19 protein-coding genes and 1 tRNA gene are annotated in these 26,203 nt (G+C 72.1%); 9 read left to right on the forward strand and 11 right to left on the reverse strand.

What is annotated here, in order from left to right:
- Positions 1 to 174 precede the first annotated feature (174 nt).
- Positions 175 to 3,162: a DUF11 domain-containing protein gene (locus CP970_RS25595; RefSeq protein WP_150493962.1), complete on the forward strand. Its 2,988-nt coding sequence runs from the start codon at positions 175 to 177 to the stop codon at positions 3,160 to 3,162.
- Positions 3,163 to 3,501: 339 nt separating this feature from the next.
- Here CP970_RS25595 and CP970_RS25600 read toward each other — a convergent pair whose 3' ends face one another.
- The 6 genes from CP970_RS25600 to CP970_RS25625 all read right to left on the reverse strand — a co-directional run bounded on the left by CP970_RS25600 (position 3,502) and on the right by CP970_RS25625 (position 8,288).
- The gene (locus tag CP970_RS25600) at positions 3,502 to 3,969 is read right to left on the reverse strand and encodes a hypothetical protein (protein WP_055548827.1); all 468 of its coding nucleotides are present in this window, start codon (positions 3,967 to 3,969) and stop codon (positions 3,502 to 3,504) included.
- Between the two features lie 92 nt (positions 3,970 to 4,061).
- Positions 4,062 to 4,664: an aminoacyl-tRNA hydrolase gene (pth, locus tag CP970_RS25605; RefSeq protein ID WP_055548824.1), complete on the reverse strand. Its 603-nt coding sequence runs from the start codon at positions 4,662 to 4,664 to the stop codon at positions 4,062 to 4,064.
- A gap of 73 nt (positions 4,665 to 4,737) precedes the next feature.
- Positions 4,738 to 5,328 (reverse strand): 50S ribosomal protein L25/general stress protein Ctc, encoded by a 591-nt coding sequence (locus tag CP970_RS25610; protein ID WP_055548822.1) that lies wholly within the window; start codon positions 5,326 to 5,328, stop codon positions 4,738 to 4,740.
- Positions 5,329 to 5,526: 198 nt separating this feature from the next.
- Positions 5,527 to 6,501: a ribose-phosphate diphosphokinase gene (locus tag CP970_RS25615; protein ID WP_055548820.1), complete on the reverse strand. Its 975-nt coding sequence runs from the start codon at positions 6,499 to 6,501 to the stop codon at positions 5,527 to 5,529.
- A gap of 116 nt (positions 6,502 to 6,617) precedes the next feature.
- Positions 6,618 to 8,066, reverse strand: coding sequence for a bifunctional UDP-N-acetylglucosamine diphosphorylase/glucosamine-1-phosphate N-acetyltransferase GlmU (glmU, locus tag CP970_RS25620; protein ID WP_079043607.1), 1,449 nt, complete (start codon positions 8,064 to 8,066; stop codon positions 6,618 to 6,620).
- Between the two features lie 150 nt (positions 8,067 to 8,216).
- A tRNA-Gln gene (locus tag CP970_RS25625) sits at positions 8,217 to 8,288 on the reverse strand.
- A 299-nt stretch (positions 8,289 to 8,587) separates the two neighbouring features.
- Between CP970_RS25625 and CP970_RS25630 the strand changes: the two genes are divergently transcribed.
- Complete coding sequence (locus CP970_RS25630; protein WP_055548816.1) at positions 8,588 to 9,922, forward strand: sensor histidine kinase; 1,335 nt, start codon at positions 8,588 to 8,590, stop codon at positions 9,920 to 9,922.
- A gap of 95 nt (positions 9,923 to 10,017) precedes the next feature.
- On the opposite strand, the gene CP970_RS25635 is transcribed toward CP970_RS25630, so the two are convergent.
- Entirely contained in the window at positions 10,018 to 10,542 is a 525-nt protein-coding gene (locus tag CP970_RS25635; RefSeq protein WP_055548814.1) for an SUKH-3 domain-containing protein, read from the reverse strand.
- Positions 10,543 to 10,619: 77 nt separating this feature from the next.
- Positions 10,620 to 11,282 (reverse strand): YwqJ-related putative deaminase, encoded by a 663-nt coding sequence (locus tag CP970_RS25640; protein WP_224058702.1) that lies wholly within the window; start codon positions 11,280 to 11,282, stop codon positions 10,620 to 10,622.
- A gap of 274 nt (positions 11,283 to 11,556) precedes the next feature.
- Here CP970_RS25640 and CP970_RS25645 point away from each other — a divergent pair, with 274 nt between their 5' ends.
- From CP970_RS25645 to CP970_RS25665, 5 genes are all read left to right on the forward strand, one after another.
- Positions 11,557 to 12,534, forward strand: a complete 978-nt coding sequence (locus tag CP970_RS25645; RefSeq protein WP_055548812.1) for an SMI1/KNR4 family protein — start codon at positions 11,557 to 11,559, stop codon at positions 12,532 to 12,534.
- Positions 12,535 to 12,541: 7 nt separating this feature from the next.
- Positions 12,542 to 15,298: an SUKH-4 family immunity protein gene (locus CP970_RS25650; RefSeq protein WP_150493964.1), complete on the forward strand. Its 2,757-nt coding sequence runs from the start codon at positions 12,542 to 12,544 to the stop codon at positions 15,296 to 15,298.
- A 283-nt stretch (positions 15,299 to 15,581) separates the two neighbouring features.
- Positions 15,582 to 16,571: an LCP family protein gene (locus CP970_RS25655; RefSeq protein ID WP_055548808.1), complete on the forward strand. Its 990-nt coding sequence runs from the start codon at positions 15,582 to 15,584 to the stop codon at positions 16,569 to 16,571.
- 119 nt (positions 16,572 to 16,690) lie between these two features.
- On the forward strand, positions 16,691 to 17,593 hold the full coding sequence (locus tag CP970_RS25660) for a hypothetical protein (protein ID WP_055548806.1): 903 nt from the start codon (positions 16,691 to 16,693) through the stop codon (positions 17,591 to 17,593).
- 465 nt (positions 17,594 to 18,058) lie between these two features.
- Complete coding sequence (locus CP970_RS25665; RefSeq protein ID WP_055548804.1) at positions 18,059 to 18,532, forward strand: carboxymuconolactone decarboxylase family protein; 474 nt, start codon at positions 18,059 to 18,061, stop codon at positions 18,530 to 18,532.
- Here the strand turns inward: CP970_RS25665 and CP970_RS25670 are convergent.
- From CP970_RS25670 to CP970_RS25680, 3 genes are all read right to left on the reverse strand, one after another.
- A complete protein-coding gene (locus CP970_RS25670; protein WP_107098962.1) occupies positions 18,511 to 20,196 on the reverse strand; it encodes a sodium/solute symporter in 1,686 nt (561 codons plus the stop codon). The genes CP970_RS25665 and CP970_RS25670 overlap by 22 nt on opposite strands.
- A gap of 17 nt (positions 20,197 to 20,213) precedes the next feature.
- Complete coding sequence (locus tag CP970_RS25675) at positions 20,214 to 20,687, reverse strand: DUF485 domain-containing protein (RefSeq protein ID WP_055548801.1); 474 nt, start codon at positions 20,685 to 20,687, stop codon at positions 20,214 to 20,216.
- A 111-nt stretch (positions 20,688 to 20,798) separates the two neighbouring features.
- Complete coding sequence (locus tag CP970_RS25680; RefSeq protein WP_055548849.1) at positions 20,799 to 22,343, reverse strand: MFS transporter; 1,545 nt, start codon at positions 22,341 to 22,343, stop codon at positions 20,799 to 20,801.
- A gap of 424 nt (positions 22,344 to 22,767) precedes the next feature.
- Between CP970_RS25680 and CP970_RS25685 the strand changes: the two genes are divergently transcribed.
- Both CP970_RS25685 and CP970_RS25690 read left to right on the forward strand, forming a co-directional pair.
- Positions 22,768 to 23,586, forward strand: a complete 819-nt coding sequence (locus CP970_RS25685) for an ABC transporter ATP-binding protein (RefSeq protein ID WP_150493966.1) — start codon at positions 22,768 to 22,770, stop codon at positions 23,584 to 23,586.
- Positions 23,583 to 26,168, forward strand: a complete 2,586-nt coding sequence (locus tag CP970_RS25690) for an ABC transporter permease (protein ID WP_055550083.1) — start codon at positions 23,583 to 23,585, stop codon at positions 26,166 to 26,168. The genes CP970_RS25685 and CP970_RS25690 overlap by 4 nt, the downstream gene beginning before the upstream one ends.
- Positions 26,169 to 26,203 lie beyond the last annotated feature (35 nt).

Genomic DNA, 26,203 nt, shown 5'->3' on the forward strand with positions numbered 1-26,203 from the left:
CCTGGCCGCCCGGGCCCCGCACCTCTCCCCGAGGTGTGGGGCCTTTGCCGTGCGGCAGGCACCTAATCAGGTGAAACGGCGGTCGTACCGACTCGTCAAGGCGCCTCCCGCGCCGCCCCCGGGGCCACAGTGAACGGGCCCTGTAGATCCATTCCCTCGGCGGTCGGGAGCACCGTGACCCCCGTACTCCATCACCGGTCCGGCCGCACCCTCGCCTCGGTCGCGGTCATCCTGTTCGCGCTGCTCGCGGCACTCGCCCTCGTCCCGTACGGCACCGCCCACGCGGACGCCCGGATGAGCGTCCGCCTGGACCCGGCGACCTCGCCCGTGCCCTCCGGCGACCACGTCACGTACAACGCGAGCATCCAGTGCTCCATCCCCGGCGACTGCCAGTCGGTGACCGTGACCTTCACGCCGCCGCCCGGCGCCTCCGGGCCCGGTGAGGTGTCGCAGCCCTACCCGCCGGGCGTGACGGACGTCACCGCCAACGCCGACGGCAGCGTCACCGTCACCTACGGCAAGATCAGCAGCGGCCAGAGCTCGCAGCTCACCGTCAGCTGGCCCACCGACGACTACTGGACGGCGCCCGGCGCGCAGCAGGCCACGATGTCCGCGACCGCCACCAACGGCGACGGCACGCCGAGCACCGACGACGCCTCCGTCACGGTCACCGCCACGCCCAACCCGGCGATCAAGAAAGAGGGCCCGAAGGCGGCGCGGCCCGGCGACACCGTGGCGTACAAGATCACCGCGACCAACGATCCGCGCGACGCCAACCGGCCGCGCGGCAACCTCGCCCTGGAGAACACGGTCATGACCGACGTGCTCCCCGAGGGCGTCGACCTCGTCGACGCCACCCCCACCGGCTACACCTACGACCCGGCGACCCGCACCATCAGCTGGCCCGTGGACACCGAACCAGGGCGTCCCGGCGACCAGTTGGCGCAGGTCAAGGAGTATCCGTACGGCGTCGTCCACGAGGTCAGGGTGAAGGTGCGCGACGACGTCGCCGACGGGACCGTGCTCAGCAACATCGCCACCATCACCGGTGATCCCCTCGGCCCCGACACCAACAAGATCTCCAAGAGCGCCACCACCGACACCGCCGTCGGCACCGGCTCCGGCGAGGTCTCCGGCACCCTCGACAAGTCCGTCGACACCCCGCTCGCGGGCAACGGCCAGCGCGTCTCGTACGTCCTGAGGTTCGGCAACACCGGCACCGAGGCCGCCGACGCCCGCCTCTCCGACACCCTGCCGCGCGGCTTCGACGCGGCGACCCTGCGCCTTTCCACCCCCTCCGGCGGCACCTACTCGGGCCGCTGGACGGTCGTGGTGACCCGCCGCGACGGCAGCACCGAGACGCTCACGCCCACCGACCAGCAGGTCAGCCTCGGCGCCGACCCGGTCTCCGTACGCGTCGACGTGCCGGGCCTCGCCGCGGGCGCCAACCTGGTCGCCCAGATCAGCGGCCGCGCGGACGCCACCGAAGTGCCCGGCGGCAGCGGCGACGTCCGCAACTGCGCCCGCCTCCAGCTGACCGGCGGCAGCGGCGGCGTCGCCGACGAGGAGTCCTGCGCGAACTTCCGCATCGAACCCGAGGTCGCCCAGCCCGAACTCACCAAGTCCACCGCCCCCGCCCCCGTCGGCCCCGGCGGCACCCACACCTGGCGCATCACCATGCGCAACGACCGCTACCGCACCGACTCCTCGCCACTGCGCCCGCGCTTCGTCGACCTGGTGCCGCGTCAGCTCTCGTACGAGGAAGGGTCCTGGACCCTCGCGGAAGGACAGCCCGCGTACTGCCCGGCCGCAGACCGCTTCACGGAGAAGGTCACCGCGGCACCCGGAGGACGCACCCGCGTCGAACTGACCGCGGAACGCGGAGCCGAGATCCCGGCGAACGACTCGACGTGCGTCTACACCTTCCGCACGAAGGTCAAGCCCGGTGTCGCCAGCGGCACGTACAGCGGGACGCCGAGCGACGCCGACTACGCGGGCAACCGCGCCGGGCTCTACGACGCGCAGCGCCCCATCAACACCCGGCAGACCGACACCCACGACATCAACGGCAACGGCAACACCACCGAGAACGTCGCCGAGGCCACCGACGACTTCGCCATCGCCCAGTCCGCGTCGCTCTTCGTCACCAAGGAGGTCAAGGGTGACAAGGACAGCGACTTCAAGGGCTCGGCGGAGGTGCCGGGCAAGGAGGACGAGGTCGGGCAGTCGACCGCGGGCGGCACGGTCGAGTACCGCACCGTCCTCGGCAACATGGGCAACACCGACCTCACCAACGTCGTCGCGTACGACCTGTTGCCCGCGCCCGGCACGTCCGGTGTCACGAGCGGGCGGTACGGCGACGACGCGACCAGCGAGTGGCGGCCCGTCCTGACAGGCCCGATCGACGCGGGTACGGCACCGGTGACCATCACCTACTCGGAGAAGGCCGACCCGTGCCGTCCCGAGATGGACAACACCCCTGACGGCAGCGCGCCGTTCCACTGCGACGGGAAGCCGGATCCCACGTTCGTGGGGGCTGCCGCGGTCACCGACTGGAGCAAGATCCGGTCCGTCCGGTTCGACTTCGACGGACACGTCTTCACGGCGGGCGAGCGGTACACGCTGCGCTGGCGGATGACGGTGCCCGAGCGGGCGTCGGACGGCTCGCCCTTCGAGGGCGGGGAGCGGACCTGGAACAAGATCGCGATTGCCGGGGACCGGCGGGAGCCGGACGGGACGTTGCGGCCGTTGCTGGCGACGGAGGCGCCGTGGGTGGTGGCGGAGGTCGACAAGACCCCGTCGCCGACGCCGACCCCGTCGCCGACGCCGACCCCGACGCCGACCCCTCCGACCCCGACGCCGACCCCTCCGACCCCGACGCCGACCCCTCCGACCCCGACGCCGACCCCTCCGACCCCGACACCGACCCCTCCGACCCCGACACCGACCCCGCCCACTCCGACCCCCACGCCTCCCACTCCCACTCCTACTCCTCCCACTCCCACGCCTCCGGGGCCCTCGCCGTCCCGGAGCGAGCCGCCGGTGCTTCCTGACACGGGTTCGTCGATCGCGCCGCTGGTGGCCGCGCTCGCGGCGGGGCTGCTTGCCTCGGGCGGGGTCTTCTTCGCCGCGACGCGGCAGAGGCGGGGGCGCCACTCTTAGCCCTCCGGGGTGCGGGTGCGTCGTGGCTTGTCGCGCAGTTCCCCGCGCCCCTCGCAGGGGCGGGCCCGGTTGCGGTTCGAGTGCGGGCCCGCTGTGGTTGCTCGCGCAGTTCCCCGCGCCCCTGACGGGGCACCCCCGCCGGTGTTTTGACCGCGGGTCGTGTGTGGCTGGGCGCGCCGTTCCCCGCGCCCCTGACGGGGCGCCCCTGCCGGGGCGCGTTTTTCGGGGCGCGGGGAACTGCGCGAGCAACCACACACGACCCGCACCCGAAGTGCGAGCAGTACCGCCCCTATAAGGGGCGCGGGGAACTGCGCGAAGAGCCACAGTGGGCCCGCGCCGTCAGAACGTCAGGGTTAGGAAAGACGCCGTCAGCAGCGCCGCGCCCGCCAGGGCGAAGCCCCATGCCACGCGGGGCAGGCGCAGACCCCCCGCCACCACCACCGACGCAAGCAGCAACGCCCCACCCAGGGGGAGCAACGCGTGGAGGAATCCGGGCCCACCCGCACGGACCACCTCCCGCGTACCGGGCCGGAGCGCCACCGGCACCCGTACACCCTTCTTCTCCGCGATGGACCGCTCGATCACGACCCGCTGCCGGGGAGAGGAGTGGGAGCCCGCCCCGCGCGCAGCGGAGACGTACCACCCGGCGCACTCGTCGGACCCGCACCCCGTCACCGTGAGCACCCCCCGCTCAGGCCCCCCGGCCAGCAACCGCGCGGTGTCCCAGGACGCCCATACGCCCGTGGCGAGCAGCAGCGCGGTGAGCGAGCCCATGGCCGTGCGGCGTCCCAGGAGGAGCAGATTCATGGCCGGGATCCTTGGCCACTTGACTCCGCTCAGTCAACACTGGGCACAACGGACCCCGCACCGGATCCCGGGGCGAACCCCAGCCCTCGCCGTCAGGAGTTGTACGTGCTCTGGGCCCGCTCAAGACCCTCGATGACCAGCGCCTCGACCGCGTCGGCCGCCCGGTCGACGAAGTAGTCGAGCTCCTTGCGCTCGGCCGAGGAGAAGTCCTTCAGGACGAAGTCCGCGACCTGCATGCGACCCGGCGGGCGGCCGATCCCGAAGCGCACCCGGTGGTAGTCGGGGCCCATCGCCTTGGTCATCGACTTGAGGCCGTTGTGGCCGTTGTCGCCGCCGCCCAGCTTCAGCCGCAGCGTGCCGTGGTCGATGTCGAGTTCGTCGTGGACGGCGACGATGTGTTCGGTCGGCACCTTGTAGAAGTCGCGAAGGGCCGTCACGGGACCGCCCGAGACGTTCATGTACGACATGGGCTTGACCAGGATCACCCGGCGGCTCGCGGGCCCGGGCGCACCGATGCGGCCCTCGACCACCTGAGCCTGCGCCTTCGCGGCCCGCTTGAACTTGGCGCCCATGCGGTGCGCGAGCAGATCGGCGACCATGAAGCCCACGTTGTGCCGGTTCATGGCGTACTCGGGGCCGGGGTTGCCGAGTCCGGCGATCAGCCAGGGGGCGTTGGCATCGGTCGTCACGTGCATGTCTCCTTCATACGCGGCAGCCGCCGCCCCCCGAGGGAGCGGCGGCTGCCGTGCCGGATGTGCGTCGCGAGGCTCAGGCCTCGGCGGCCGCGTCGCCCTCGGCGGAGTCGGCGGCGGCCTCCTCGGCCTGCGCGGCCAGGACCTGGAGGACGACGGTGTCGCCCTCGACGGCCAGCGTGGTGCCGGACGGCAGCGGGATGTCCTTGGCGAGGACGGACGCGCCGGCGTCCAGGCCCGCGATGGAGACGGTGACCGACTCCGGGATGTGGGTGGCCTCGGCCTCGACCGGGAGCGCGTTCAGGACGTGCTCGAGAAGGTTGCTGCCCGGGGCGAGCTCGCCCTCGGTGTGCACGGGGATCTCGACGTTGACCTTCTCGCCGCGCTTCACGAGGAGCAGGTCGACGTGGACGAGGAAGCCCTTGATGGCGTCGCGCTGGACGGCCTTGGGGATGACGAGCTCGGGCTTGCCGTCGACGTCGATGGCGAGGAGCACGTTGGACTGGCGCAGGGCCAGGTTCAGCTCGTGGCCGGGCAGGACGATGTGGGCCGGGTCGTTGCCGTGGCCGTAGACGACCGCGGGGACCTTGTTCTCGCGGCGGATGCTGCGGGCGGCGCCCTTGCCGAACTTGGTGCGGGACTCGGCGGCGAGCTTGATCTCAGCCATGATTACTCCTCGGAGGTCAGCGATATCGTTGGGGTCGGTTACCCGGCCATACGACTACTGGCCTGCTACGAAGAGCGCGTCGATAACGGACCGCCGCACATCCGCTTCGTACGAAACGTGTGCGGCCTCCCTCGCCGAGCAACTTGGACAGTCTACTCGGCGGGGAGGCCGCCCAGAAATCGATCTTCGCTACGAGGCCTACTGCTCCTCGAAGAGGCTCGTCACCGAACCGTCCTCGAAGACCTCGCGCACCGCGTTCGCGATCGTCGGCGCGATCGAGAGCACCGTGATCTTGTCGAGTTCGAGGGCGCCGGGGTCGGGCAGCGTGTCCGTGAAGACGAACTCGCTGACCTTGGAGTTCTTCAGGCGGTCGGCCGCGGGGCCGGAGAGCACGCCGTGCGTGGCCGTCACGATGACGTCCTCCGCGCCGTGCGCGAACAGGGCGTCGGCGGCGGCGCAGATGGTGCCGCCGGTGTCGATCATGTCGTCGACCAGGACGCAGACGCGGCCCTTCACCTCACCGACGACCTCGTGGACGGTGACCTGGTTGGCGATGTCCTTGTCGCGGCGCTTGTGGACGATCGCCAGCGGGGCGCCGAGGCGGTCGCACCAGCGGTCGGCGACGCGCACGCGGCCCGCGTCGGGGGAGACCACGGTCAGCTTCGAGCGGTCGACCTTCGCGCCCACGTAGTCCGCGAGGATCGGCAGCGCGAAGAGGTGGTCGACCGGGCCGTCGAAGAAGCCCTGGATCTGGTCCGTGTGCAGGTCGACCGTGAGGATGCGGTCGGCACCCGCGGTCTTCATCAGGTCGGCGACCATGCGGGCCGAGATCGGTTCACGGCCGCGGTGCTTCTTGTCCTGCCGCGCGTAACCGTAGAACGGCACGATGACGGTGATGGAGCGGGCCGACGCGCGCTTGAGCGCGTCGATCATGATGAGCTGCTCCATGATCCACTTGTTGATCGGAGCGGTGTGGCTCTGGATCAGGAAGCAGTCGGCGCCGCGCGCCGACTCCTGGTAGCGGACGTAGATCTCGCCGTTGGCGAAATCGAAGGCCTTCGTCGGCACGATGCCGACACCCAGCTTGTGTGCGACCTCCTCGGCCAACTCGGGGTGGGCGCGGCCGGAGAAGAGCATCAGCTTCTTCTCGCCGGTCGTCTTGATCCCGGTCACAGCACTGTCTCCTCAGAGAGTTCGTCCCGCTGCCGTACTCACGCGTCCCGGTGCGTCGAGTCGGCCGATTGTGTGCACCTATCACGGTACGCCGTGTCAGACGCACCTGTTTCCGGTCAGCTTTCGCCGGCCGGTTCCCGGGACGCCGCCTCCGCCGCCTTCGCGGCCGCGCTCCCCGGACGCTTGCGGGCCACCCAGCCCTCGATATTCCTTTGCTGGCCCCGCGCGACGGCCAGCGCACCGGCCGGCACGTCCTTCGTGATCACGGACCCGGCGGCGGTGTAGGAGCCGTCCCCGACCGTGACAGGAGCCACAAACATGTTGTCCGAACCGGTCCGGCAGTGCGACCCCACCGTGGTGTGGTGCTTCGCCTCGCCGTCGTAGTTCACGAAGACGCTCGCGGCGCCGATGTTGGAGTGCTCGCCGATCGTCGCGTCGCCCACGTACGACAGGTGCGGCACCTTGGAGCCGTCGCCCAGCGTCGAGTTCTTCATCTCCACATACGTACCCGCCTTGGACTTCACGCCGAGCCGGGTGCCGGGGCGCAGGTACGCGAACGGGCCGACGCTCGCCTGCTCGCCGATCTCCGCGCTGTTCGCGACGGTGTTGTCGACCCGGGCCCCCGCGCCCACCGTGGTGTCGTTCAGGCGGGTGTTGGGGCCGACCTCGGCGCCCTTGCCCAGGTGCGTGGCGCCCTGGAGCTGGGTGCCGGGGTGGACGATCGCGTCGCGCTCGTAGCTGACCGTGGCGTCGAACCAGGTGGACGCGGGGTCGACGACGGTGACACCGGCGAGCATCGCGTCGGTCAGCAGGCGGTCGTTCAAGGTCCGCCGGGCCTGGGCCAGTTGGACGCGGTTGTTGATGCCCGCGATCTCCTCGTGGTCCGCCGCGACGGCGGCGCCGACGCGGTGCCCGGCCTCGCGCAGGATCCCGAGGACGTCGGTCAGGTACTCCTCGCCCTGGCTGTTGTCCTTGCGCACCTTGCCGAGCGCGTCCGCGAGGAGCTGCCCGTCGAAGGCGAAGACGCCGGAGTTGATCTCACGGATCGCGCGCTGGGCGTCGGTGGCGTCCTTGTGCTCGACGATCGCGGTGACGGCGCCGTTCGCGCCCTCGCGCACGATGCGGCCGTAGCCGGTCGCGTCCGGCACTTCCGCGGTCAGCACGGTCACGGCGTTGCCGTCGCCGTCGTGCGTCGCGGCCAGCTGCCGCAGCGTCGCGCCGGTGAGCAGCGGGGTGTCGCCGCAGACCACGATGACGGTGCCGTCGACCGAGCCGCCGAGCTCGTCGAGGCCGATGCGGACGGCGTGCCCGGTGCCGTTCTGCTCGTGCTGGTAGGCGGTGCGGACCTGCGGCGCGATGGCGCCGAGGTGCTCCTTGACCTGGTCGCTCTGGAAGCCGACGACGGTGACGAGCTGCTCGGGCGAGAGTGCGTTCGCGGCCTCAAGCACATGCCCGATGAGGGAACGGCCACAGATCTCGTGCAGGACCTTGGGGAGGTCCGACTTCATACGGGTGCCCTCACCCGCTGCGAGGACGACGACGGCTGCCGGGCAGTTGGCGCTCACGGGGATGCCCTTCGGCTTCGGATGGTTGGGGGTTCCTCTTGGGGAGGACATCCGCAGGATACCGGGGCGTAGTGGCGGGGAAATGGGTGCGGGTCCCGACCACAGGGATCAGGACCCGAGAGGTACCAGGGAGGTACCCGAGAGATTCAGCTCCCCCGCCAGGACTCGAACCCGGACAGATGGCACCAAAAGCCACAGTGCTGCCAATTACACCACGGGGGATGGAAACGACCTGAACCGGACATTGTGTCTGGCTCGCGGCCGGGCCCCCAACACTATGCCGCACCAGGTGCCTTCGACGCGACGATACAGATCACCTCCTTCACGCCGCGCCCGGTGAGTGATCTCCGTCATGCGACGGAAGGCATCCGGAATCTGGACGTCCGGCGCGAAATCGTGAACGGTTCAACAGTTCGAGGGATATCGGTGGGTTTCGCTTCCGGTCGAACGGGGCGTGTGCTGGATCACCGGGCCGGAAACTCACCGGAAAACCGGGGTGGAACGCCCGTACGCTGGAGGGCATGACCACGACGGGGGACGACCGCACCACGGCCATGACCGGGCCGTGGTGGTGGGAGAGGTGGCGCGGCGCCGCGCTGGACGCGGGGCTCGCGCTGGTGTCCGCGGCGGAGTGCGGGGCCGAGGGCGTGGAGTTCGCGCGGGACGCCGGGCTGCCGACGGCGGTGGGGGTCGCGTTCGGTGTGCTCGCGGGCTCGGCACTGCTGTTCCGGCGGCGCTGGCCCATCGCCGTCGTCCTCATATCGATCGCCATCACGCCCGCGCAGATGGGCGTCCTGCTGACGGTCGTCGGGCTCTACACCCTGGCCGCGTCCGAGCTGCCGCGCCGCATCACCGGGGCGCTGGCCGGGATGTCGATGGCGGGGACGATGATCGTGGCCCTGGTGCGGACCAGCCAGGACATGGCCAACGACGCCAGTTCGCCCGCCATCGGCAGCGAGTTCGTACCGTTCTTCGCGGTGACCGCCGCGGTTGGGGTGACCGCGCCACCGGTGCTGCTCGGGCTGTACGTGGGCGCGCGGCGCCGCCTGGTGGAGGGCATGCGGGAGCGTGCCGACAGCCTGGAGCGGGAGCTCCAGCTGCTCGCGGAGCGCGCGGAGGAGCGCGCCGAGTGGGCGAGGAACGAGGAGCGCACGCGGATCGCCCGCGAGATGCACGACGTGGTCGCGCACCGGGTGAGCCTGATGGTCGTGCACGCGGCGGCGCTGCAGGCGGTCGCCCGCAAGGACCCGGAGAAGGCCGTCAAGAACGCGGCGCTCGTCGGTGACATGGGCCGCCAGGCGCTGACGGAGCTGCGCGAGATGCTCGGGGTGCTGCGCACCGGCGACGGCACCAAGAGCGCGAAGCCCGCGAAGCCCGCCGAGCCGGTGCCGCTGGCCGCCGTGGGGCACGCGGCGGCCGCGGCCGCCTCCCGCGCGGTGGACGAGGAAGGTCCCTCCCTCGCCGATCTCGACGAGCTGGTGGGGCAGTCGCGTGCCGCGGGCATGGCGGTCGACCTCTCGGTGGAGGGCGACCCGCGCGACTACGCGGCCGACGTCGAGCAGACCGCGTACCGCGTCGTGCAGGAGGCGCTGACGAACGTGCACAAGCACGCGGCGGGCGCGAAGACCTACGTCCGCCTCGCGCACCGCGCGTCGGAGATCGCCATGCAGGTGGAGAACGAGCCGCCGCCGGAGCCGGACAGCGCGGCCGACGTCAGGCTGCCCAGCGGAGGCAATGGACTCGTGGGCATGAAGGAGCGGGTCATGGTCCTGGGCGGCGTGTTCGTGTCGGGGCCGACGGACGGGGGCGGGTTCCGGGTGTCGGCGGTCCTCCCGGCTCCGGCGGCCGCAGGCTGAGGCCCCGTGGGCGCCCCGTAAGGGGCGCGGGGCTGTGACATGTGCGGCTGCGCCGCGTGGGCGCGACCAGCCACGACGTACCCGCGGAGGGTCACTCAGCTCGCCGTAAGGCGTGTCGGCTGAGCCCCCGTGACCAGCGTCGCCAGCGCCTGGTCGATGTGCGGGCCCAGGAACCAGTCGCCGCTGTGGTCGAGGCTGTACACGCGGCCCTCCGTGTCGATGGCGAGCAGCGCCTGTGTCTCCGTCTCCTCGCCGATGGGGCACACCTCGGTGTCCAGGGCGCGGCCCAGGTCGCCGAAGGTGCGGGCCAGATGAAGGCCGTACATCGGGTCGAGATGGACGGTGGCCGGAGCTATCTGGCGGCCGGGCCCCTGCGGGGTGATGTGCAGTCCGCCGAACTCCGCCCACGCCTCGACGGCCGCGGGGAAGACGGCGTGCCGGTGTCCCGCCGGTGAGGTGTGGCGGCGCAGCACGTCCGCCCAGATCTCGGCCTGCTTGATGTCCCAGTGCCCGGGGCGCCAGCCCGCCGCGCGCAGGGCGGCGTCGACGGGTACGGGGAAGCGGGTGGTGCCGCCGCCGGTGGCCGCTGCGGCCGTCGTGGCGGTGTGGTCGGCGTGCATGGGGTGGCCCTCGTTCGGTCGGAAAGGTCGTCGGATGGACGGTGGGGCGTCGGTCCGGCTGGTGTCCGGTGCGCCGGTCAGGCCTCGCTCGCCGTCGGGTCCACCACGCGTACGCCGAAGTGCGAGGTGAGCGCCGTACAGGAGCGGCAAGGACGGGCGAAGCCGCCGTGCAGCGGGTCGCCGTCCTCGCGGATGCGGCGGGTGGTGAGTTTGGCGTGTTTGAGCGCCTTGCGGGCCTCGCCGTTGGTCATGGGTTTGCGCGAGGCCCGCTTGGAGCGGCTCGCGTCGGCCGCCGTGAGGTGGCGGGAGATGAGGATCGCCTCGGCGCACCGCCCGGTGAAGCGCTCGCGCTGCCCGCTGGCGAGGGCGTCGAGGAAGTCCTGGACGAGCGGGTGCAGCGCGGGCGGTTCCTCACCGCGGCCCGCGGTGCACGTGAGGGTGGTCTGGCCGCGTACGGAGAGGGCGGCGGCGACGGTCGGCAGGATGCCGTCGCGGCGCTGGCGCAGGACGGGCGCGTGGGCGGCGGTGGCGCTCCAGCCGACGCGGGGGTCTCCGTCCACGCGAGGGTCTCCGTCCGTGCGCGGATCTCCTCCGGCGCGGTGATCTCCCCCGGCGCGCGGGCCGCCGTGGCCGGTGCCCGGCGCCCCGGCGCGTGGGTCGCCGGAGACCGCCGCGGCGGCGCCACCACCCGCTTCGGTGGCCGACGTGTGGCCGGACATGCCGCTCTGTGCCGTGTGCATCGTGCTGTTCGCCTCCCCCTGCTCGCGGTCGTCACCGCGTGTGCCACGCCCCCGCGTTGCGGGGACAGCCTGCCAAATGGGGCGGGTGGTGCGGAAGCTGGGGCACTGCGACACGCCTGGCTTTCCGCCCACTTTCGCCGCACGGTGACCGTCCGGTGGCTGCTGGTCATGGAACCGGAGGCCCGGTGACCGGTGTCGTTCTTACGCATAGGCTGTCGACATCCGCAGGGCCATGAAGCAGGAACCATCCACAGTGCCGCAGGGGGCAACCGCCATGACGACAGGTCGGCTGGGGCAGCAGTCCGCGCCGCCGAACGCGGCCTACGCCGGGCAGGTCGTGCACTTCCCGGACCCGGTCCGGGCCGCACGCCATCCCAGAGGGGTGCGGGTGGACGAGCACGGTTACCCGGACTTCTCGTTCTACGCGCGGGCCGCGGCCGAGATCGCCGAGCCCCCCGAGGGCTTCGGCGTCGACGAGCTGCGCCTGACGGACTACGTGTCGGCGAACGCGGCGCTCGCGGCATCGGGGCACGACCTGTGGGACACGATCCCCGCGGTGGCGACCCCGCACGGCTGGACCTGGCACCACGTGCCGAACAGCCGCCGCCTCGAACTGGTCCCCGTCGAAGTGAAGGCGCTCCTGCGCCACCACGGCGGGCTCGCGACGACCTCCGTCGACCAGGACAAGAGGGGCACGCGCCCGCTGCAGGAGACGCGCCCCGCGCACTTCGGCCTGCCCAAGGCGGCGGTCGCGGTGACCGAGCAGCAGGTCCAGGGCGTCGAGGAGGACCTCGGCTACCGGCTGCCCGGCGCCTACCGGTCCTTCCTGAAGGCGGCGGGCGGCTGCGCGCCGGTCGGCACCGCGCTCGACGCGGACCTCGGGCTCCTGCTCGACCAGCCGTTCTTCACGGTCAGGGACGAGGCCGCGGTCAACGACCTGGTCTACGTCAACAAGTGTCTGCGAGACCACCTCACAAAGGATTACCTGGGAGTGGGCTTCGTGCAGGGCGGGCTGCTCGCCGTGCAGGTCAGGGGCGACCGGGTCGGTTCCGTGTGGTTCTGCGCGTACGACGACGCCCGTGACCAGGACGCGTGGCCGCCGCCGGAGCGGGTGCGGCGGCTGCTGCTGCCGTGCGGCGACGACTTCGACCAGTTCCTGTCCCGGCTCGCGGGCAGTCCGCCGGAGCTGGAGACCGTGGCGAACCTGATGGTGGACGGCGGCTTCGCGCAGGCCGTCCCGGTGGGGGAGTGACTTGGCGATGGTGACCTTCGCGCAGGCGCAGGAGCGCGCCGAGGAATGGATCAACGGCGACGTGCCGGGCTACCAGCACCGTGAGGTGCGGGTCAGGGAGTTCGACCTGGGCTTCGTCGTCTGGGCCGAGGACCGGGAGAACGGTCCGGTGTCCGACGGCGGCAGCCAGCGGCTCGTCCTCGCGCGCGACAGCGGCGAGGCGACGCTCTGGCCGGGCCTTCCGGTGGGTGAGGTGATCCGCCGCTACGAGGAGGAGTACGGCCTCCCGGACGCGGTGCCCCAGGACGTGCCGCCCGCACCGCCGGAACGGGTCGACCTGAACCAGACGTCGTTCCTGCTGAGCCCGCCGGAATGGCTCCAGGAGGCGGCGGACAAACTGGGCATCCCCGACCGGCGCGCGTCCGCCGCGGCCTCTTCGGACGCCGCGTCCGGTGCGGAGCCCGCCGCTCCCGACGCCGGTACGCCGTGGCCCGCCGCGCCCGCGGCCGACGAGGGCCTGGCCGCGACGTCGCCCGGCGCGCCCGCGGGGGCGACCCCGTGGGCCGGTACGGACACCAACGCCGATGACGGCGAGGACCTTTCGGTGCCCGCGCCCGCGACGGTGTTCGCGCCGCCGCTGGTCGTCGAGGACGACGAGGCCGAACCGAGGCCGAGCGTGGCCCCGGAGGCGAAGACGGCCCTGATGCACGGCGGCAGCCAGCTCCCGAAGACGGCGTTGGCCCCGGCCCTCGGCGCCCCGGCTCCGGGCACGCCCGGCGCTCCGGCTCCGGCTCCGGGTGCGCCCGGCGCCCCGCAGGGTCCGGGTGGGTCCAACGCGCCGCAGCCGCCGGTGGGTTCGCCTGTTCCGCCGCCGTCGGATGCGTCGGCGTACGGGTATCCGCAGGGTCCGGGTGCGTCGAACGCGCCGCAGCCGCCGGTGGGTTCGCCTGTTCCGCCGCCGCCGGATCCTTCGGCGTACGGGTATCCGCAGGGCCCCGGCCCGTCCAACGCGCCTCAGCCGCAGGGTGCCGGTGCCGGGGACATCGCCGATGCCGCGACCAGCAAGGCGCAGGGGCCGCCCCAGGGCGCCCGCGGTGGCGGTGCCACCACGCCTCCGCCGCCCAGCCCGCCGGGTGTGCCGCCGGGGAGTACGCCGCCGCCTTCGGGTCCCGGTGCGCCGGGTACGCCCGCGGGCGGGTACGTCCCGACGCAGCTCGTCTCGTCCCTCGGCCCCGACGGACCTCAGCCTCAGCCGCCCGCGGCTCCTGGCGCTCCGCAGCCTCCCGGTGCGCCTGGTGCGCCTGGTGCGCCGCCCGGTGGTGTGCACCACGCCGCGACGATGTTGGCCGATCCGAGTATGGGCGGGCCCGGTGGGATAAAGCCGCCTGCGGCTCCTGGTGCGCCTCAGCCGCCTGGACCGCCCGGTGCTCCGGGTGCGCCTGGTGCTCCGGGTGCGCCTCAGCCTCCCGGTCCGCCTGGTGCGCCCGGTACGCCGCCCGGTGGCGTGCACCACGCCGCGACCATGCTGGCCGACCCGAGCCTGGGCGGCCCCGGTGGGATAAAGCCTCCCGGCGCTCCCGGCGCCCCTGGTGCGCCCCAGCCGCCCGGTCCGCCCGGCGCTCCCGGTGCCCCGCCGCCCGGCAGCACCCCGCCCCCCGGCGGTGGCGTCCACCACGCCGCGACCATGCTGGCGGGGCCCGCTGTCGGCGGCCCGGGTGCGCCCGGCATGCCGCCGCCGCCCGCGCCCGCACCGGGGCCGGGGGGTCCCGGCGGCGGTCAGCCGTACGGCTATCCGCAGCCGCCCGTCGGGCAGCCCACCGTCGGCCCCGGCTACCAGGCCGTGCTCCGCTACCGCGCGGCCGACGGCTCCGAGCAGCAGCTCATCCGCCGCTCGGCGCCCGGCACGCCGCACCCGGAGTGGCAGATCCTGCACGAGCTGCGCGGCATGAACGTGCCGCCGCAGCAGGTGCTCGAACTCCACACCGAGCTGGAGTCCTGCGAGCTGCCGGGCGCGTACTGCGCCCGCATGATCCGCGAGACCTGGCCGCAGGCGCGGATCACGTCCATCGCGCCGTACGGCAAGGACCACGCGTCCCGCCAGGGCGGCATGCAGCAACTCCTCGCCCACCAGGGCGAGTTGCACCAGGTGGCGGACGGGCCCGCGCGCCCGGCGCCGGTGCGTGCGCCGTTGCAGCAGATGCCGCCCGCTCCGGCGATCCCGCCGGAGGGCATCGCGCAGGAGCTGGCCGCGGCCTTCGGCCCCGGCATCTTCCGCTTCGACCAGCGCGCGGTGTCCCGGCAGGGCGTGCCGGACATCGTGGCGCACATGCTCGTGGTCGCGGGTCTGCCCGTCGACTTCGGCCCGTTCTTCTGGGCGCAGGCCCAGCCGGGACGTCCGGTGCCGACGCTGGCCGAGCTGGCGCAGGAGCGGGGTGTGCAGCCCGCCTCCGACGCGGGCTCGTACCTGGTCATGGGCAGTGACTTCGGGCGGGCGCTCTGTGTCCAGTACGGGACGGCGAACATCGTCGCCGTGCCGGTGGAGGCGGGGCCCGGTGGTGCGCCGGTGCCGCCGCAGTTCGTGAACACGGGGCTGCCTGAGTTCGCGCGCTGCATGGCTCTGTTGGGGCGGATGTGGCGTCTGCGGTTCGGTCTCAATCAAGAGCAGGCGGGGCGGTGGACGGTTGACTTCCAGAACCAGCTCGCTGCGGTTGACGCTGCCGCTTTGGGGTCGCCGGAGAGTTGGTGGTCTGTGCTTCTTGAGCAGATGTGGGATGGGTTGTTGTAGGTCTTTGGGGCGCGGGGGTGCTGTGGCTGGTCGCGCAGTTCCCCGCGTGCCTCGCGGGGGCGGGCCCGGTTGCGGTTCGAGTGCGGGCCCGCTGTGGCTGGTCGCGCAGTTCCTCGCGCCCCTAAAAGATTGCGCAGTTCCCCGCGCCCCTAAAGATTGTGCCGTTCCCCGCGCCCCTAAAGACTGCGCCGTTCCCCGCGCGCCTGAAAGATTGTGCCGTTCCCCGCGTCCCTAACCCGGCGCTCGACCTGCGTGAGCGGTCGGGTTAGCCGATCATGCGGGCATGGCAGACGGTGGTTCGCGGAGCGGGAAGCGGCGTTGGCCCAAGCGTGTCGCGCTGAGCCTGCTCGCGTTGGTCGTGCTCCTTGCCGCGTACGGGACCGGGCTGTATTTCTGGGCCGGGTCGCGGCTGCGGACCACCGACGCCTTCGCGGCGTACGAGGGGCGTCCGGAGCGGGGCAAGGGCACCGACTGGCTGCTCGTCGGGTCCGACAGTCGCTCCTCGCTCACCCCCGAACAGCGCAAGAAGCTCCACGTCGGCAACGACCAGGGGCTCAACACCGACACGATCATGGTCCTGCACTACGGCGACAGCGGGCCGTATCTGGTGTCGATCCCGCGTGATTCGTACGTCTCCATCCCCGGGCACGGGAAGGGGAAGATCAACTCCGCGTACGCGATCGGCGGCGCGACGCTGCTCACCCGCACCGTCGAACAGGCCACGGGACTGCGCATCGACCACTACGCCGAGGTGAACTTCCTCGGCTTCGTCGACGTGGTGGACGCGTTGGGCGGGGTCAGCATCTGCGTACCCGAAGGAGGTCTGCACGACGAGAAGTCGGGGGCGGACTTCGACGGGGGCTGCCAGCACATGGACGGCGTGGAGGCGCTGCGGTACGTGCGGGCCAGGTACTCCGATCCCGAGGGTGACCTGGGGCGGGTCAAGCGCCAGCGGCAGCTGGTGAGCGCCGTCGCCGAGAAGGCCGTCAGCGTGCCCGTGCTGCTGCCGCCGTGGAAGCTGATCCCCTTCCTGAGCGCCTCGCTCGACGCGCTCACCGTCGACACGGACACCGGGGTGGGGGCGCTGACCCGGATGGGCCTTCAGATGGAGGGGCTCTCCAGTGGTTCGGGGGCCACCACGACCGTGCCCGTGGCGAGCGAGCCCGAGATCGCCGGGGTCGGCGATGTCGTCGTGTGGGACCAGGTCAAGGCCGGTCGGCTCTTCGAAGCGCTCAGAGACGACACCCCGATTCCGACTTCTGGCGCCAATTGACGCATCCTTGACCGGGTGGAGTGGGCGGAGTGTCGCGTTATGAGCGCTTCAGCTTGATCCATCAAGATGTGCGCCAATCGCGCTGTACGCGCGAGGTACGTCGGAGAGGGGATCCAAGGATGAGCAGCAGCGGTGCATCGTCGTCGCCGCACGGCTTCGTCAGCGTGCGTGGACGCGGCTACCGTCCCGAGCAGGTGGAGGCGTTCGCCGCCGGTCTTTCCCAGGAGCGGGACGGGGCGTGGGAGCGCGCCGCCCGGCTGACCGTCCTGGCCAAGGACATGGAGGTGGAGGCCGAGCACCTGCGGGACGCGGTGTCGCGGCTCGCCCCCCAGACGTACGAGACCCTCGGCGAGCGGGCCCGGCAGATCCTGGCGCTCGCCGAGACGGAGGCGGCCGCCCTGCACGCCGCCGCGGACGCCGACGCACAGCGTGAGACGGAGGCGGCCGGTGCCGACGCGCGCGGGGCCGCCGACGCCGCGCGGGCCCACGCCGACCGCGTGGGCGCCGCCGCCGACGAGTGGGCGGAGCAGCGGCTGCTCGCGGACCGCGCCACCGCCGACGAGGCGCGCGTCGGAGCCCGCCGGGACGTGAAGGAGTGGCGCGGCGAGGCGCTCGCCGTACTGCGCGAGATGCGGCAGCGCACCGAGGGCATCCTCGCCGACCAGGAGAAGGAGCACGCCGAGCGCTGGGAGGCCGCCGAGCGGCAGATCGCCGAGCGCGAGGCCGCGGCGCAGGCCCGCGAGGCGGAGCTGGTCGCCGCGGCGCAGGCGCGGCTCGGCGAGGCGGAGCGGGCCCTCGCGGAGACGGCGGAGTCGGCGCGGCACGGCCAGGAGGACGCCGAGGCGCGCGGCGCCGAGGTGATCGCGGAGGCGACGCTGCGGGAGGAGCGGGTCGCTCGCGAGACGGAGCGGGTGCTTCGGGAGCACGGGGAGGCGTGGGACGAGGTGCGGGCGCATATGGACCACGTCCGCAGTAGCCTTGCGGCCCTGACCGGCCGGGCCCCGGCGGAGGAAACCCCGTGAGCGTCGGCCGCTGACGGGGCACCCGGCCGTGTTTTGACCGCGGCCCGGTGGGGGCGTGCGGGCCCGCTGTGGCTGGTCGCGCAGTTCCCCGCGCCCCTGACGGGGCGCCCCCGCCGGTGTTTTGACCGCGGGTCCGCTGTGGCTGGTCGCGCCGTTCCCCGCGCCCCTGACGGGGCGCCCCGGCAGGGGCGCGCTTTTAGGGGCGCGGGGAACGGCGCGAGCAACCACGACGCACCCGCACGCGAAGGACGAGCGGGGCAGCCCCTGGAAGGGGCGCGGGGAACTGCGCGACCAGCCACGACGAACCCGCACCGCCCCTGCGAGGGACGCGGGGAACTGCGCGAAGAGCCACGGGGGCCCGCGCCACCGGAGGGTCACGGCCAGGCCACCCGAGGGCCCTGTCACATCCACGCCGCGCCACCCGTCAAGTAAGTGTCACCACCCGCCAGACACAGGGAGCGCACCATGGAAGCCCGACTGAACCTCTTCACCAACCCCGTCGCCGCCAAGGTCATCCGGCACCTGAACGCGGCCGGCAAGGCGATCGCCGACTCGACGCTGCCCGCCGCCACCCAGGAACTCGTGAAGATCCGCGCCAGCCAGATCAACGGCTGCGGCTTCTGCACCGACATGCACACCAAGGACGCCGCCCACGCGGGCGAGACCTCGGTGCGTCTCAACCTGATCGCCGCCTGGCGCGAAGCCACCGTGTTCACCGACGCCGAGCGCGCCGCCCTCGAACTGACCGAGCAGGGCACCCGCATCGCGGACGCGGCCGGTGGCGTCACCGACGAGGCGTGGGCCGATGCCGCCAAGCACTACGACGAGGACCAGCTCACCTCCCTCGTGTCGATGATCGCCGTCATCAACGCCTACAACCGCGTGAACGTGATGATCCAGATGCCCGCGGGCGACTATCAGCCCGGCCAGTTCGGGTGACGCGCGGCGGCACCCGCCAGGATGAGGCCCTCCACCGCCTCGTACTGCCGACGCTGCTCCGCCGCGCCGCCGCGGTCCGAGAGGCGGGTGCCGAGCCAGCCGAGGAAGAAGCCGAGGGGGATGGAGACGAGGCCCGTCGTCGTGAACGGGAACCAGGTGAAGTCGTGGTTCGGGAACGCCGCGTGCGGGGCGCCCGAGACGAGATTGGTGCCCGTCATCAGGGCGGCGGCGCCGAGTGAGCCGCCGAGCAGGGTGCAGAGCAGGCCCGCCCGGGTGAAGCGGCGCCAGAAGAGGCTGTAGACCAGGGCGGGGGCCAGCGCGGATGCGCCCAGGCAGAACGAGAGGGTGACGAGCGGCTGCAGGTTGCGGTCCTTGACCAGGACCGCGAGCAGGATCGCGGGTACCCCTATGGCCAGCGCGGAGGCGCGGGCCAGCCTCATCTCGCGCCGCGCGGAGAGAGCGGCCCCGCCGCCATCCTTGCCATCGCCATCGCCATCGCCATCGCCACCGTCCTTGCCGCCGCCGCCAGCCCTGTCGCCGCCGCCGCCCTTGCCGCGGCGCCCGTGCGCGAAGACGTCGTGCGCCAGGGAGTTGGCGCAGGCGAGGATCATGCCCGCCACCGACGCGAGCAGCGTCAGGAACAGGGCCGTGGTGACCGTGGTGAAGACCAGGGTCCCCGCCGTCGAGATGTCGGCGCCGAACGCGGCCCGGGAGCCGAGCAGGTACGCCGTGTTGCCCTGGGGGTCGTCCTCGGCGAGCGCGGCCCGGCCGATCAGCGCCGTCGCGCCGAAGCCGACGACGGTGATGACGAGGACGAACAGGGAGACGCAGGCCACCGCCCAGGACATCGAGCGGCGCGTCTCGCGGGCGCTGCGCGCCGTGTACATCCGCATCGTGACGTGCGGCAGCGCCGCCCCGCCGAGCACCACCGTCAGCTCCGAACTGATCATGTCCAGGCGGGGGTTGGGGCTGTCGGCGAACTGCAGTCCGGAGCGGAGGAAGGCGGGTCCTGCCCCGCTGCCGTCCCGCGCGGCCGTGAGCAGGGCGCCCGGATCCCAGTCGAAGCGGCGCAGGATCAGTACGGCGACCACCGTGCCGGAGCCGAGCAGCGTCACGATCTTGAGGATCTGGATGAGGGCGGTGCCCTTCATGCCGCCGATCGCCGCGTAGCCGATCATCAGGGCGCCGAGCGTGACGACGCAGCCGGTCTCGACGCCCTCGCCGGAGAAGCCGAGCATGAACGACAACAGGTCGCCCGCGCCCGCCAGTTGGACCAGCATCAGGGGGAGCAGGGCCGCCAGGGTCGTCGCGCACGCGGCGATGCGGACCGCGCGGCCCGGCATCCGGCGCGCGAGCACGTCGCCCATGGTGAACCGGCCCGCGTTGCGCAGGGGTTCGGCGAGCAGGAACATCAGCAGGGTCAGGGAGAGCGCCGTGCTCAGGGCGAGCACCACGCCGTCGTACCCGAGGAGCGCGATCACGCCGCCGGTGCCGAGCACGGTGGCCGCCGAGATGTAGTCGCCCGCGATGGCGAGGCCGTTGCGCATCGGCGAGAGCGCGCCGAACCCGGTGTAGAACCCGTCGAGGTCGTCCCTGTCGGGTCCGGTCAGGACGCACAGCAGGAGCGTGAGGGTGACCACGGCGGTGAAGGCCACCAGGGACATCGTCTCGGTGTCGGCGCTCACGGGCGGCCCCCGGCGGCCGTCGTCCCGTACGCCGACGCGGCCTGTCCGCGCAGGCGTTCGGCCAGCGGGTCGAGTCTGCGGCGGGCCGTGTACTCGTACAGGAGCACGGCGAGGCCGGTGACGGGGAGCTGGCACAGGCCGAGCAGCAGCCCTGTGGAGAGGCCCGTCGTGACCGTGCCCGTCATCAGGGCGGGGGCGAAGGCCGACAGGGCGAGGAAGAGCGTGAAGTAGCCGAGCGCGGTGAGCGTGGCGACGCGGCGCTGGCCGCGGTAGGCGCCGCGCAGGATCCGCAGGTCGCTGTGGCGTCCCGGCGCAGGTTGGCGGGGCAGGCGGTGCTCGGGCCGTGGCGCCCGCGGGGGCTGGGGTCTGGGCCGCCAGGGGTAGGTGAGGTGCGGCTCGTACGGCGGAAGTTGCTCATGTGGGGGGCGTGGCTCGTACGAAGGAAGTGGCTCGTGCGGAGGGTGGCTCATCCCGGTTCTCCTTGCGCGGCTTCCGGTCCGGTGGTGCGGACCGCAGGGAGCGAGGGGAGCCGAGACGTTACTCGCAAGTAGGCGAGGCGTGCGGGGTTTTCGGCAAACCGGTCAGTCGGCCTGTTGCGTGGGGGACAACTGTTCCCGCTGGGGTTCCAGTTGCTTCTCCTGGAGGACCGGGAAGCGCCGCGGCGCCACGAAGAGGAGTGCCAGCAGGGCGAGGCCCGCCGCGCATCCCGCGCCCACGTAGACCGCGTCGACCGCCGCGTCCACGGCCCGCCGCAGCCGTTCCGGATCGGCCACCGAGCCCGGGTCGTCCAGGGAGCGCGCCACCGAGTCCAGCGAACCCGCCCCGCCCAGACGCGCGGCGAGCACCCCGTTGGCCACCGCCCCGAACAGGGCCGCGCCCAGGGTCTGGCCGATCTGGCGGCAGAACAGCACGGACGCGGTGGCCGTGCCGCGTTCGGCCCAGCCGACGGTGGACTGGACGCCCACGATCAGCGGGAGCTGGAAGAGGCCGAGCGCCGCGCCCAACAGGAGCATGATCAGGGCCGGTTGCCAGGCCGAGCCGGGATAGGGCAGCAGCGGGAAGGCGAGCAGGATCAGGCCCGCCGCCGCGATGCCGACGACGGCGGTGTTGCGGAAGCCGATCCTGCGGTAGACGTGCTGGCTCAGGGCGGCCGACACCGGCCAGCTCAGGGTCATCACGGAGAGCACGAACCCGGCGGCCACCGGCGCCAGTTGGAGCACGGACTGCGCGTACGTCGGCAGGAACACCGTCGGCGCGACCATCAGCAGGCCCAGCGCGCCGAGCGCCAGGTTGACCGCGGCGATGGTGCGCCGCCGCCACACCCAGCCGGGGATGATCGGCTCCTTCGCGCGCCGTTCGATCAGCACGACGACGGCGACGAGGGCGGCGCCGGTGCCGAACAGGGTCAGCGAGGGCGCCGAGAGCCAGGGCCACGCCACCCCGCCCTGTACGAGCGCGGTGAGCAGGACCCCGCCGCAGGCGAAGACGGCGAGGGCGCCCGCCCAGTCGATGGTCGGCCGTGGCGCGGCGGCCCGTTCGGGCTCGTGCAGATGGCGCACGATCAGCCAGAACGCGACGGCCCCGACCGGCAGGTTGATGAGGAAGATCCAGCGCCAGTCCGCGTACGAGGCGATCAGGCCGCCGATGGCCGGGCCCGCGACCGCGGAGAGGGCCCACACCGTGGACAGCTTCGCCTGGATCTTGGGGCGTTGCTCCAGCGGGTAGAGGTCGGCGGCGAGCGTCTGGACGGTGCCCTGCAAGGCGCCGCCGCCCAGGCCCTGGACGATGCGGAAGGCGATGAGGGCGCCCATGTTCCACGCGCTCGCGCAGAGCGCGGAGCCGACCAGGAAGACGATGCTGCCCGCGATGAGCACCGGCTTGCGGCCGAAGGTGTCGGAGAGCTTGCCGTAGACGGGCAGGCTGACCGTGACCGCGAGCAGATAGCCGGAGAAGAGCCAGGAGAAGACGGAGAAGCCGCCGAGGTCGCCGACGATCTGGGGCACCGCGGTCGACACGATCGTGGCGTCCAGGGCGGCAAGCGCCATGGCGAGCATCAGCGCGGCGACGACCGCGCCCCGGCCTCGTATCGCGTCGCCCCGGCCCCGTATCGCGTCCTGCGAGTCCACGAAGATCCCTTCCCCCAGCACCGGTTGCTGCGGGCCACCATCTCACCCGGAGCGTGGCGGGGGGAGGGGCGCACGGCTGGGTGGACGGAATCGTGGCAGGTGGGGCGGGGGTGGGGGGACGCGGGGGTGGAGCGACCCTGAGATGCGCTCCACCGGGAGGTGGAGATCCCCTAGGGGAACCTCCGTACTACGGACCGGGGACCCTTCGTCCCCCTGGAGGACGAGAAGGCCGCCGACCCGTTCTTAGATGGTCTTTACGACGACCCGCCGCACCGGCGGGCGGTCGAACCGCACCAACGGGGGTGGGGTTTTCCCCACTAGAAGACTGCGCTCTGCACCAGCGCGCCGGGCCCCCTCACCAGACCAGACTGAAGCGCGAAGCGCACCCATGTGAACCACACATGACCGACATAGGAGACGTACCGTGACAACGGCTGTAACCACACCCAGGCACGGGGGCACTGGCGGGCGGACGGCCGTGGCGGCACGGGCACGCCAGGTCGTGAAGGCGTACGGCTCGGGGGAGACCCGGGTCGTCGCGCTCGACCACATCGACGTGGACATCGCCCGCGGGCAGTTCACCGCGATCATGGGCCCCTCGGGCTCCGGCAAGTCGACCCTGATGCACTGCCTCGCGGGCCTCGACACGGTCAGCGCCGGGCAGATCTTCCTCGACGAGACCGAGATCACCGGCCTCAAGGACAAGAAGCTCACCCAGCTCCGCAGGGACCGGATCGGCTTCATCTTCCAGGCGTTCAACCTCCTGCCCACCCTGAACGCCATCGAGAACATCACGCTCCCGATGGACATAGCGGGCCGCAAGCCCGACCGCGGCTGGCTGGACCAGGTCGTGGAGACCGTGGGCCTCGCGGGGCGCCTCAAGCACCGTCCCACCGAGCTCTCCGGCGGTCAGCAGCAGCGCGTCGCCGTGGCCCGCGCGCTCGCGTCGCGCCCCGAGATCATCTTCGGTGACGAGCCGACCGGAAACCTCGACTCCCGCGCGGGCGCCGAGGTGTTGGGCTTCCTGCGCCGCTCGGTGACCGAGCTCGGCCAGACCATCGTGATGGTCACGCACGACCCGGTCGCCGCCTCGTACGCGGACCGCGTCCTGTACCTCGCCGACGGCCGGATCGTCGACGAGATGCACCACCCCACCGCCGACCAGGTCCTGGACCGCATGCTGCGCTTTTCTGGGGGACACCCCCAGACCCCCTCCTTCGACGCGCGGGGGCGCACGTCATGACCGTCCTCAAGACCTCCATGCGCAACTTCTTCGCGCACAAGGGCCGCATGGCGCTCTCCGCCGTGGCCGTGGTCCTCTCGGTGGCGTTCGTGTGCGGCACGCTCGTCTTCTCCGACACCATGAGCACCACCTTCGACAAGCTCTTCGCGGCGACCTCCGCCGACGTCACCGTCAGCCCCAAGTCCGCCGAGGACGCGGGCGACACGCCCCGCAGCGGCAAGCCCGAGTCGATGCCCGCCTCCGTCGTCCAGGAGGCGAAGAAGGCCGAGGGCGTCAAGTCCGCCGAGGGCGCGGTCAGCAGCCAGAGCGTGACCGTCGTCGACGCCAAGAACAAGAACCTGGGGCCGACCAGCGGCGGCCCGACCATCGCGGGCAACTGGACGCACAACGAACTGCGTTCGATGGACATCACCTCGGGCCACTCGCCGCGCGGCCCCACCGAGATGATGGTCGACGCCGACACCGCCGACAAGCACGACCTCAAGATCGGCGACGAGCTGCGCACCATCGGCGCCGTCGGCGACCACACCGCGAAGATCTCCGGCATCGCCACCTTCAAGGTGACCAACCCCGGCGCCGCGATCTTCTACTTCGACACCCCGACCGCGCAGCGCGAACTGCTCGGCGCCACGGGCCGGTTCACGCACGTCAACCTCACCGCGGCGGCGGGCGTCAGCGACACCGCCCTGAAGGCGAACGTCGCGAAGGACCTGGGCAAGGCCGCCGCGTACGACATCAAGACGAAGAAGGAGAGCGCGGACGACAACCGCAAGTCCGTCGGCAGCTTCCTCGACGTCATGAAGTACGCGATGCTCGGCTTCGCCGGGATCGCCTTCCTCGTCGGCATCTTCCTGATCATCAACACCTTCTCGATGCTGGTCGCCCAGCGCACCCGCGAGATCGGCCTGATGCGCGCCATCGGCTCCAGCCGCAAGCAGGTCAACCGCTCCGTGCTCGTCGAGGCCCTGCTGCTCGGCGTGTTCGGCTCCGTCCTCGGGGTCGGCGCGGGCATCGGACTCGCCGTCGGCCTGATGAAACTCATGTCCGGCATGGGCATGGAACTGTCCACCGGCGACCTCACCGTCGCCTGGACGACCCCCGTGGTCGGCATGGTCCTCGGCATCGTCGTCACCGTCCTCGCCGCCTACCTCCCCGCACGACGGGCGGGCAAGGTCTCGCCGATGGCCGCGCTGCGCGACGCGGGCACCCCGGCCGACGGCAGGGCGAGCGTGGTGCGCGCCGTCATCGGCCTGGTCCTCACCGGCGCCGGAGGCTTCGCCCTCTACACCGCTTCGCAGGCCGACAAGGCCAGCGAAGGATCGCTCTTCCTGGGCGGCGGCGTCGTCCTGACCCTCATCGGCTTCGTCGTCATCGGCCCGGTGCTCGCCTCCGGTGTCGTCCGCGTCATCAGCGCGGTACTGCTCCGGGCGTTCGGCCCGGTCGGCCGGATGGCCGAGCGCAACGCGCTGCGCAACCCGCGCCGCACCGGCGCCACCGGCGCGGCCCTGATGATCGGCCTCGCCCTGGTCGCCTGCCTCTCCGTCGTCGGCTCCTCGATGGTCGCATCGGCCACCGACGAGCTCGACAAGTCGGTCGGCGCGGACTTCATCGTGCAGCCCACCCAGCCCGGCATCTCCATCACGCAGAAGGCCGCCGACGCCCTCGGCAAGGCCGAGCACATCTCCCACATCACGCGCTACAAGCAGATCAACGCGGATCTGACCACGCCCGCGGGCAAGACCGTGGACGAGGTGGGCCTGAGCGCCGCCGACCCGACGTACGCCAAGGACCTGCGCCGCGAGACGACCGCGGGCACGCTGTCCGCCGCGTACGGCAAGGACGCCATGTCCCTCGGCGCGGACTTCGCCAAGAAGCACGGCCTGAAGCTCGGCGACGAGCTGAAGATCGCCTTCGAGCACGGCAGGACCGCCGAGCTGAAGGTCGCGGCGATCACCTCGGACGAGGGCTCGGTCGACAAGGGCGCGATGTACACGAACATCACGACCCTGGAGAAGTACGTCCCCGCGGACCGGATGCCGCAGAACGACATCATGTTCGCCTCCGCCACCAAGGGGCAGCAGGACGCCGCGTACAAGTCCCTGAAGGACTCGCTCGCCAAGTACCCGCAGTACAAGGTGATGGACCAGACCGACTTCAAGCAGACGCTGAAGGACCAGGTCGGCCAGCTCCTGAACATGGTCTACGGCCTGCTCGGCCTGGCGATCATCGTCGCGATCCTCGGCGTGGTGAACACCCTGGCGCTCTCGGTGGTGGAACGCACCCGGGAGATCGGCCTGATGCGGGCGATCGGCCTCTCGCGCAGGCAGCTGCGCCGCATGATCCGCATGGAGTCGGTGGTCATCGCCCTCTTCGGCGCGCTGCTCGGCCTCGGCCTCGGGATGGGCTGGGGGGCGACGGCCCAGAAGCTGCTCGCCCTCGAAGGCCTGAAGGTCCTGGAGATCCCGTGGCCGACGATCATCGCGGTCTTCGTCGGGTCGGCGTTCGTGGGCCTGTTCGCGGCACTCGTCCCGGCGTTCCGGGCGGGCCGGATGAACGTACTGAACGCGATCGCCACCGAATAGCCATCACGACGGGGGACACGGGGGAACGGGGGAGT

It is taken from the genome of Streptomyces kanamyceticus, from assembly GCF_008704495.1.
Taxonomy (GTDB): Bacteria; Actinomycetota; Actinomycetes; order Streptomycetales; family Streptomycetaceae; genus Streptomyces; species Streptomyces kanamyceticus.

Excerpts from the sequence above, each read along its gene's own strand:
- CP970_RS25600 (WP_055548827.1), bottom strand. The coding sequence starts at position 3,969 with ATGAATCTGCTCCTCCTGGGACGCCGCACGGCCATGGGCTCGCTCACC.
- pth (WP_055548824.1), bottom strand. The coding sequence starts at position 4,664 with ATGCACGTGACGACCGATGCCAACGCCCCCTGGCTGATCGCCGGACTC.
- CP970_RS25610 (WP_055548822.1), bottom strand. The coding sequence starts at position 5,328 with ATGGCTGAGATCAAGCTCGCCGCCGAGTCCCGCACCAAGTTCGGCAAG.
- CP970_RS25630 (WP_055548816.1), top strand. The coding sequence starts at position 8,588 with ATGACCACGACGGGGGACGACCGCACCACGGCCATGACCGGGCCGTGG.
- CP970_RS25635 (WP_055548814.1), bottom strand. The coding sequence starts at position 10,542 with ATGCACGCCGACCACACCGCCACGACGGCCGCAGCGGCCACCGGCGGC.
- CP970_RS25640 (WP_224058702.1), bottom strand. The coding sequence starts at position 11,282 with ATGCACACGGCACAGAGCGGCATGTCCGGCCACACGTCGGCCACCGAA.
- CP970_RS25645 (WP_055548812.1), top strand. The coding sequence starts at position 11,557 with ATGACGACAGGTCGGCTGGGGCAGCAGTCCGCGCCGCCGAACGCGGCC.
- CP970_RS25650 (WP_150493964.1), top strand. The coding sequence starts at position 12,542 with ATGGTGACCTTCGCGCAGGCGCAGGAGCGCGCCGAGGAATGGATCAAC.
- CP970_RS25655 (WP_055548808.1), top strand. The coding sequence starts at position 15,582 with ATGGCAGACGGTGGTTCGCGGAGCGGGAAGCGGCGTTGGCCCAAGCGT.
- CP970_RS25660 (WP_055548806.1), top strand. The coding sequence starts at position 16,691 with ATGAGCAGCAGCGGTGCATCGTCGTCGCCGCACGGCTTCGTCAGCGTG.
- CP970_RS25665 (WP_055548804.1), top strand. The coding sequence starts at position 18,059 with ATGGAAGCCCGACTGAACCTCTTCACCAACCCCGTCGCCGCCAAGGTC.
- CP970_RS25670 (WP_107098962.1), bottom strand. The coding sequence starts at position 20,196 with ATGTCCCTGGTGGCCTTCACCGCCGTGGTCACCCTCACGCTCCTGCTG.
- CP970_RS25675 (WP_055548801.1), bottom strand. The coding sequence starts at position 20,687 with ATGAGCCACCCTCCGCACGAGCCACTTCCTTCGTACGAGCCACGCCCC.
- CP970_RS25690 (WP_055550083.1), top strand. The coding sequence starts at position 23,583 with ATGACCGTCCTCAAGACCTCCATGCGCAACTTCTTCGCGCACAAGGGC.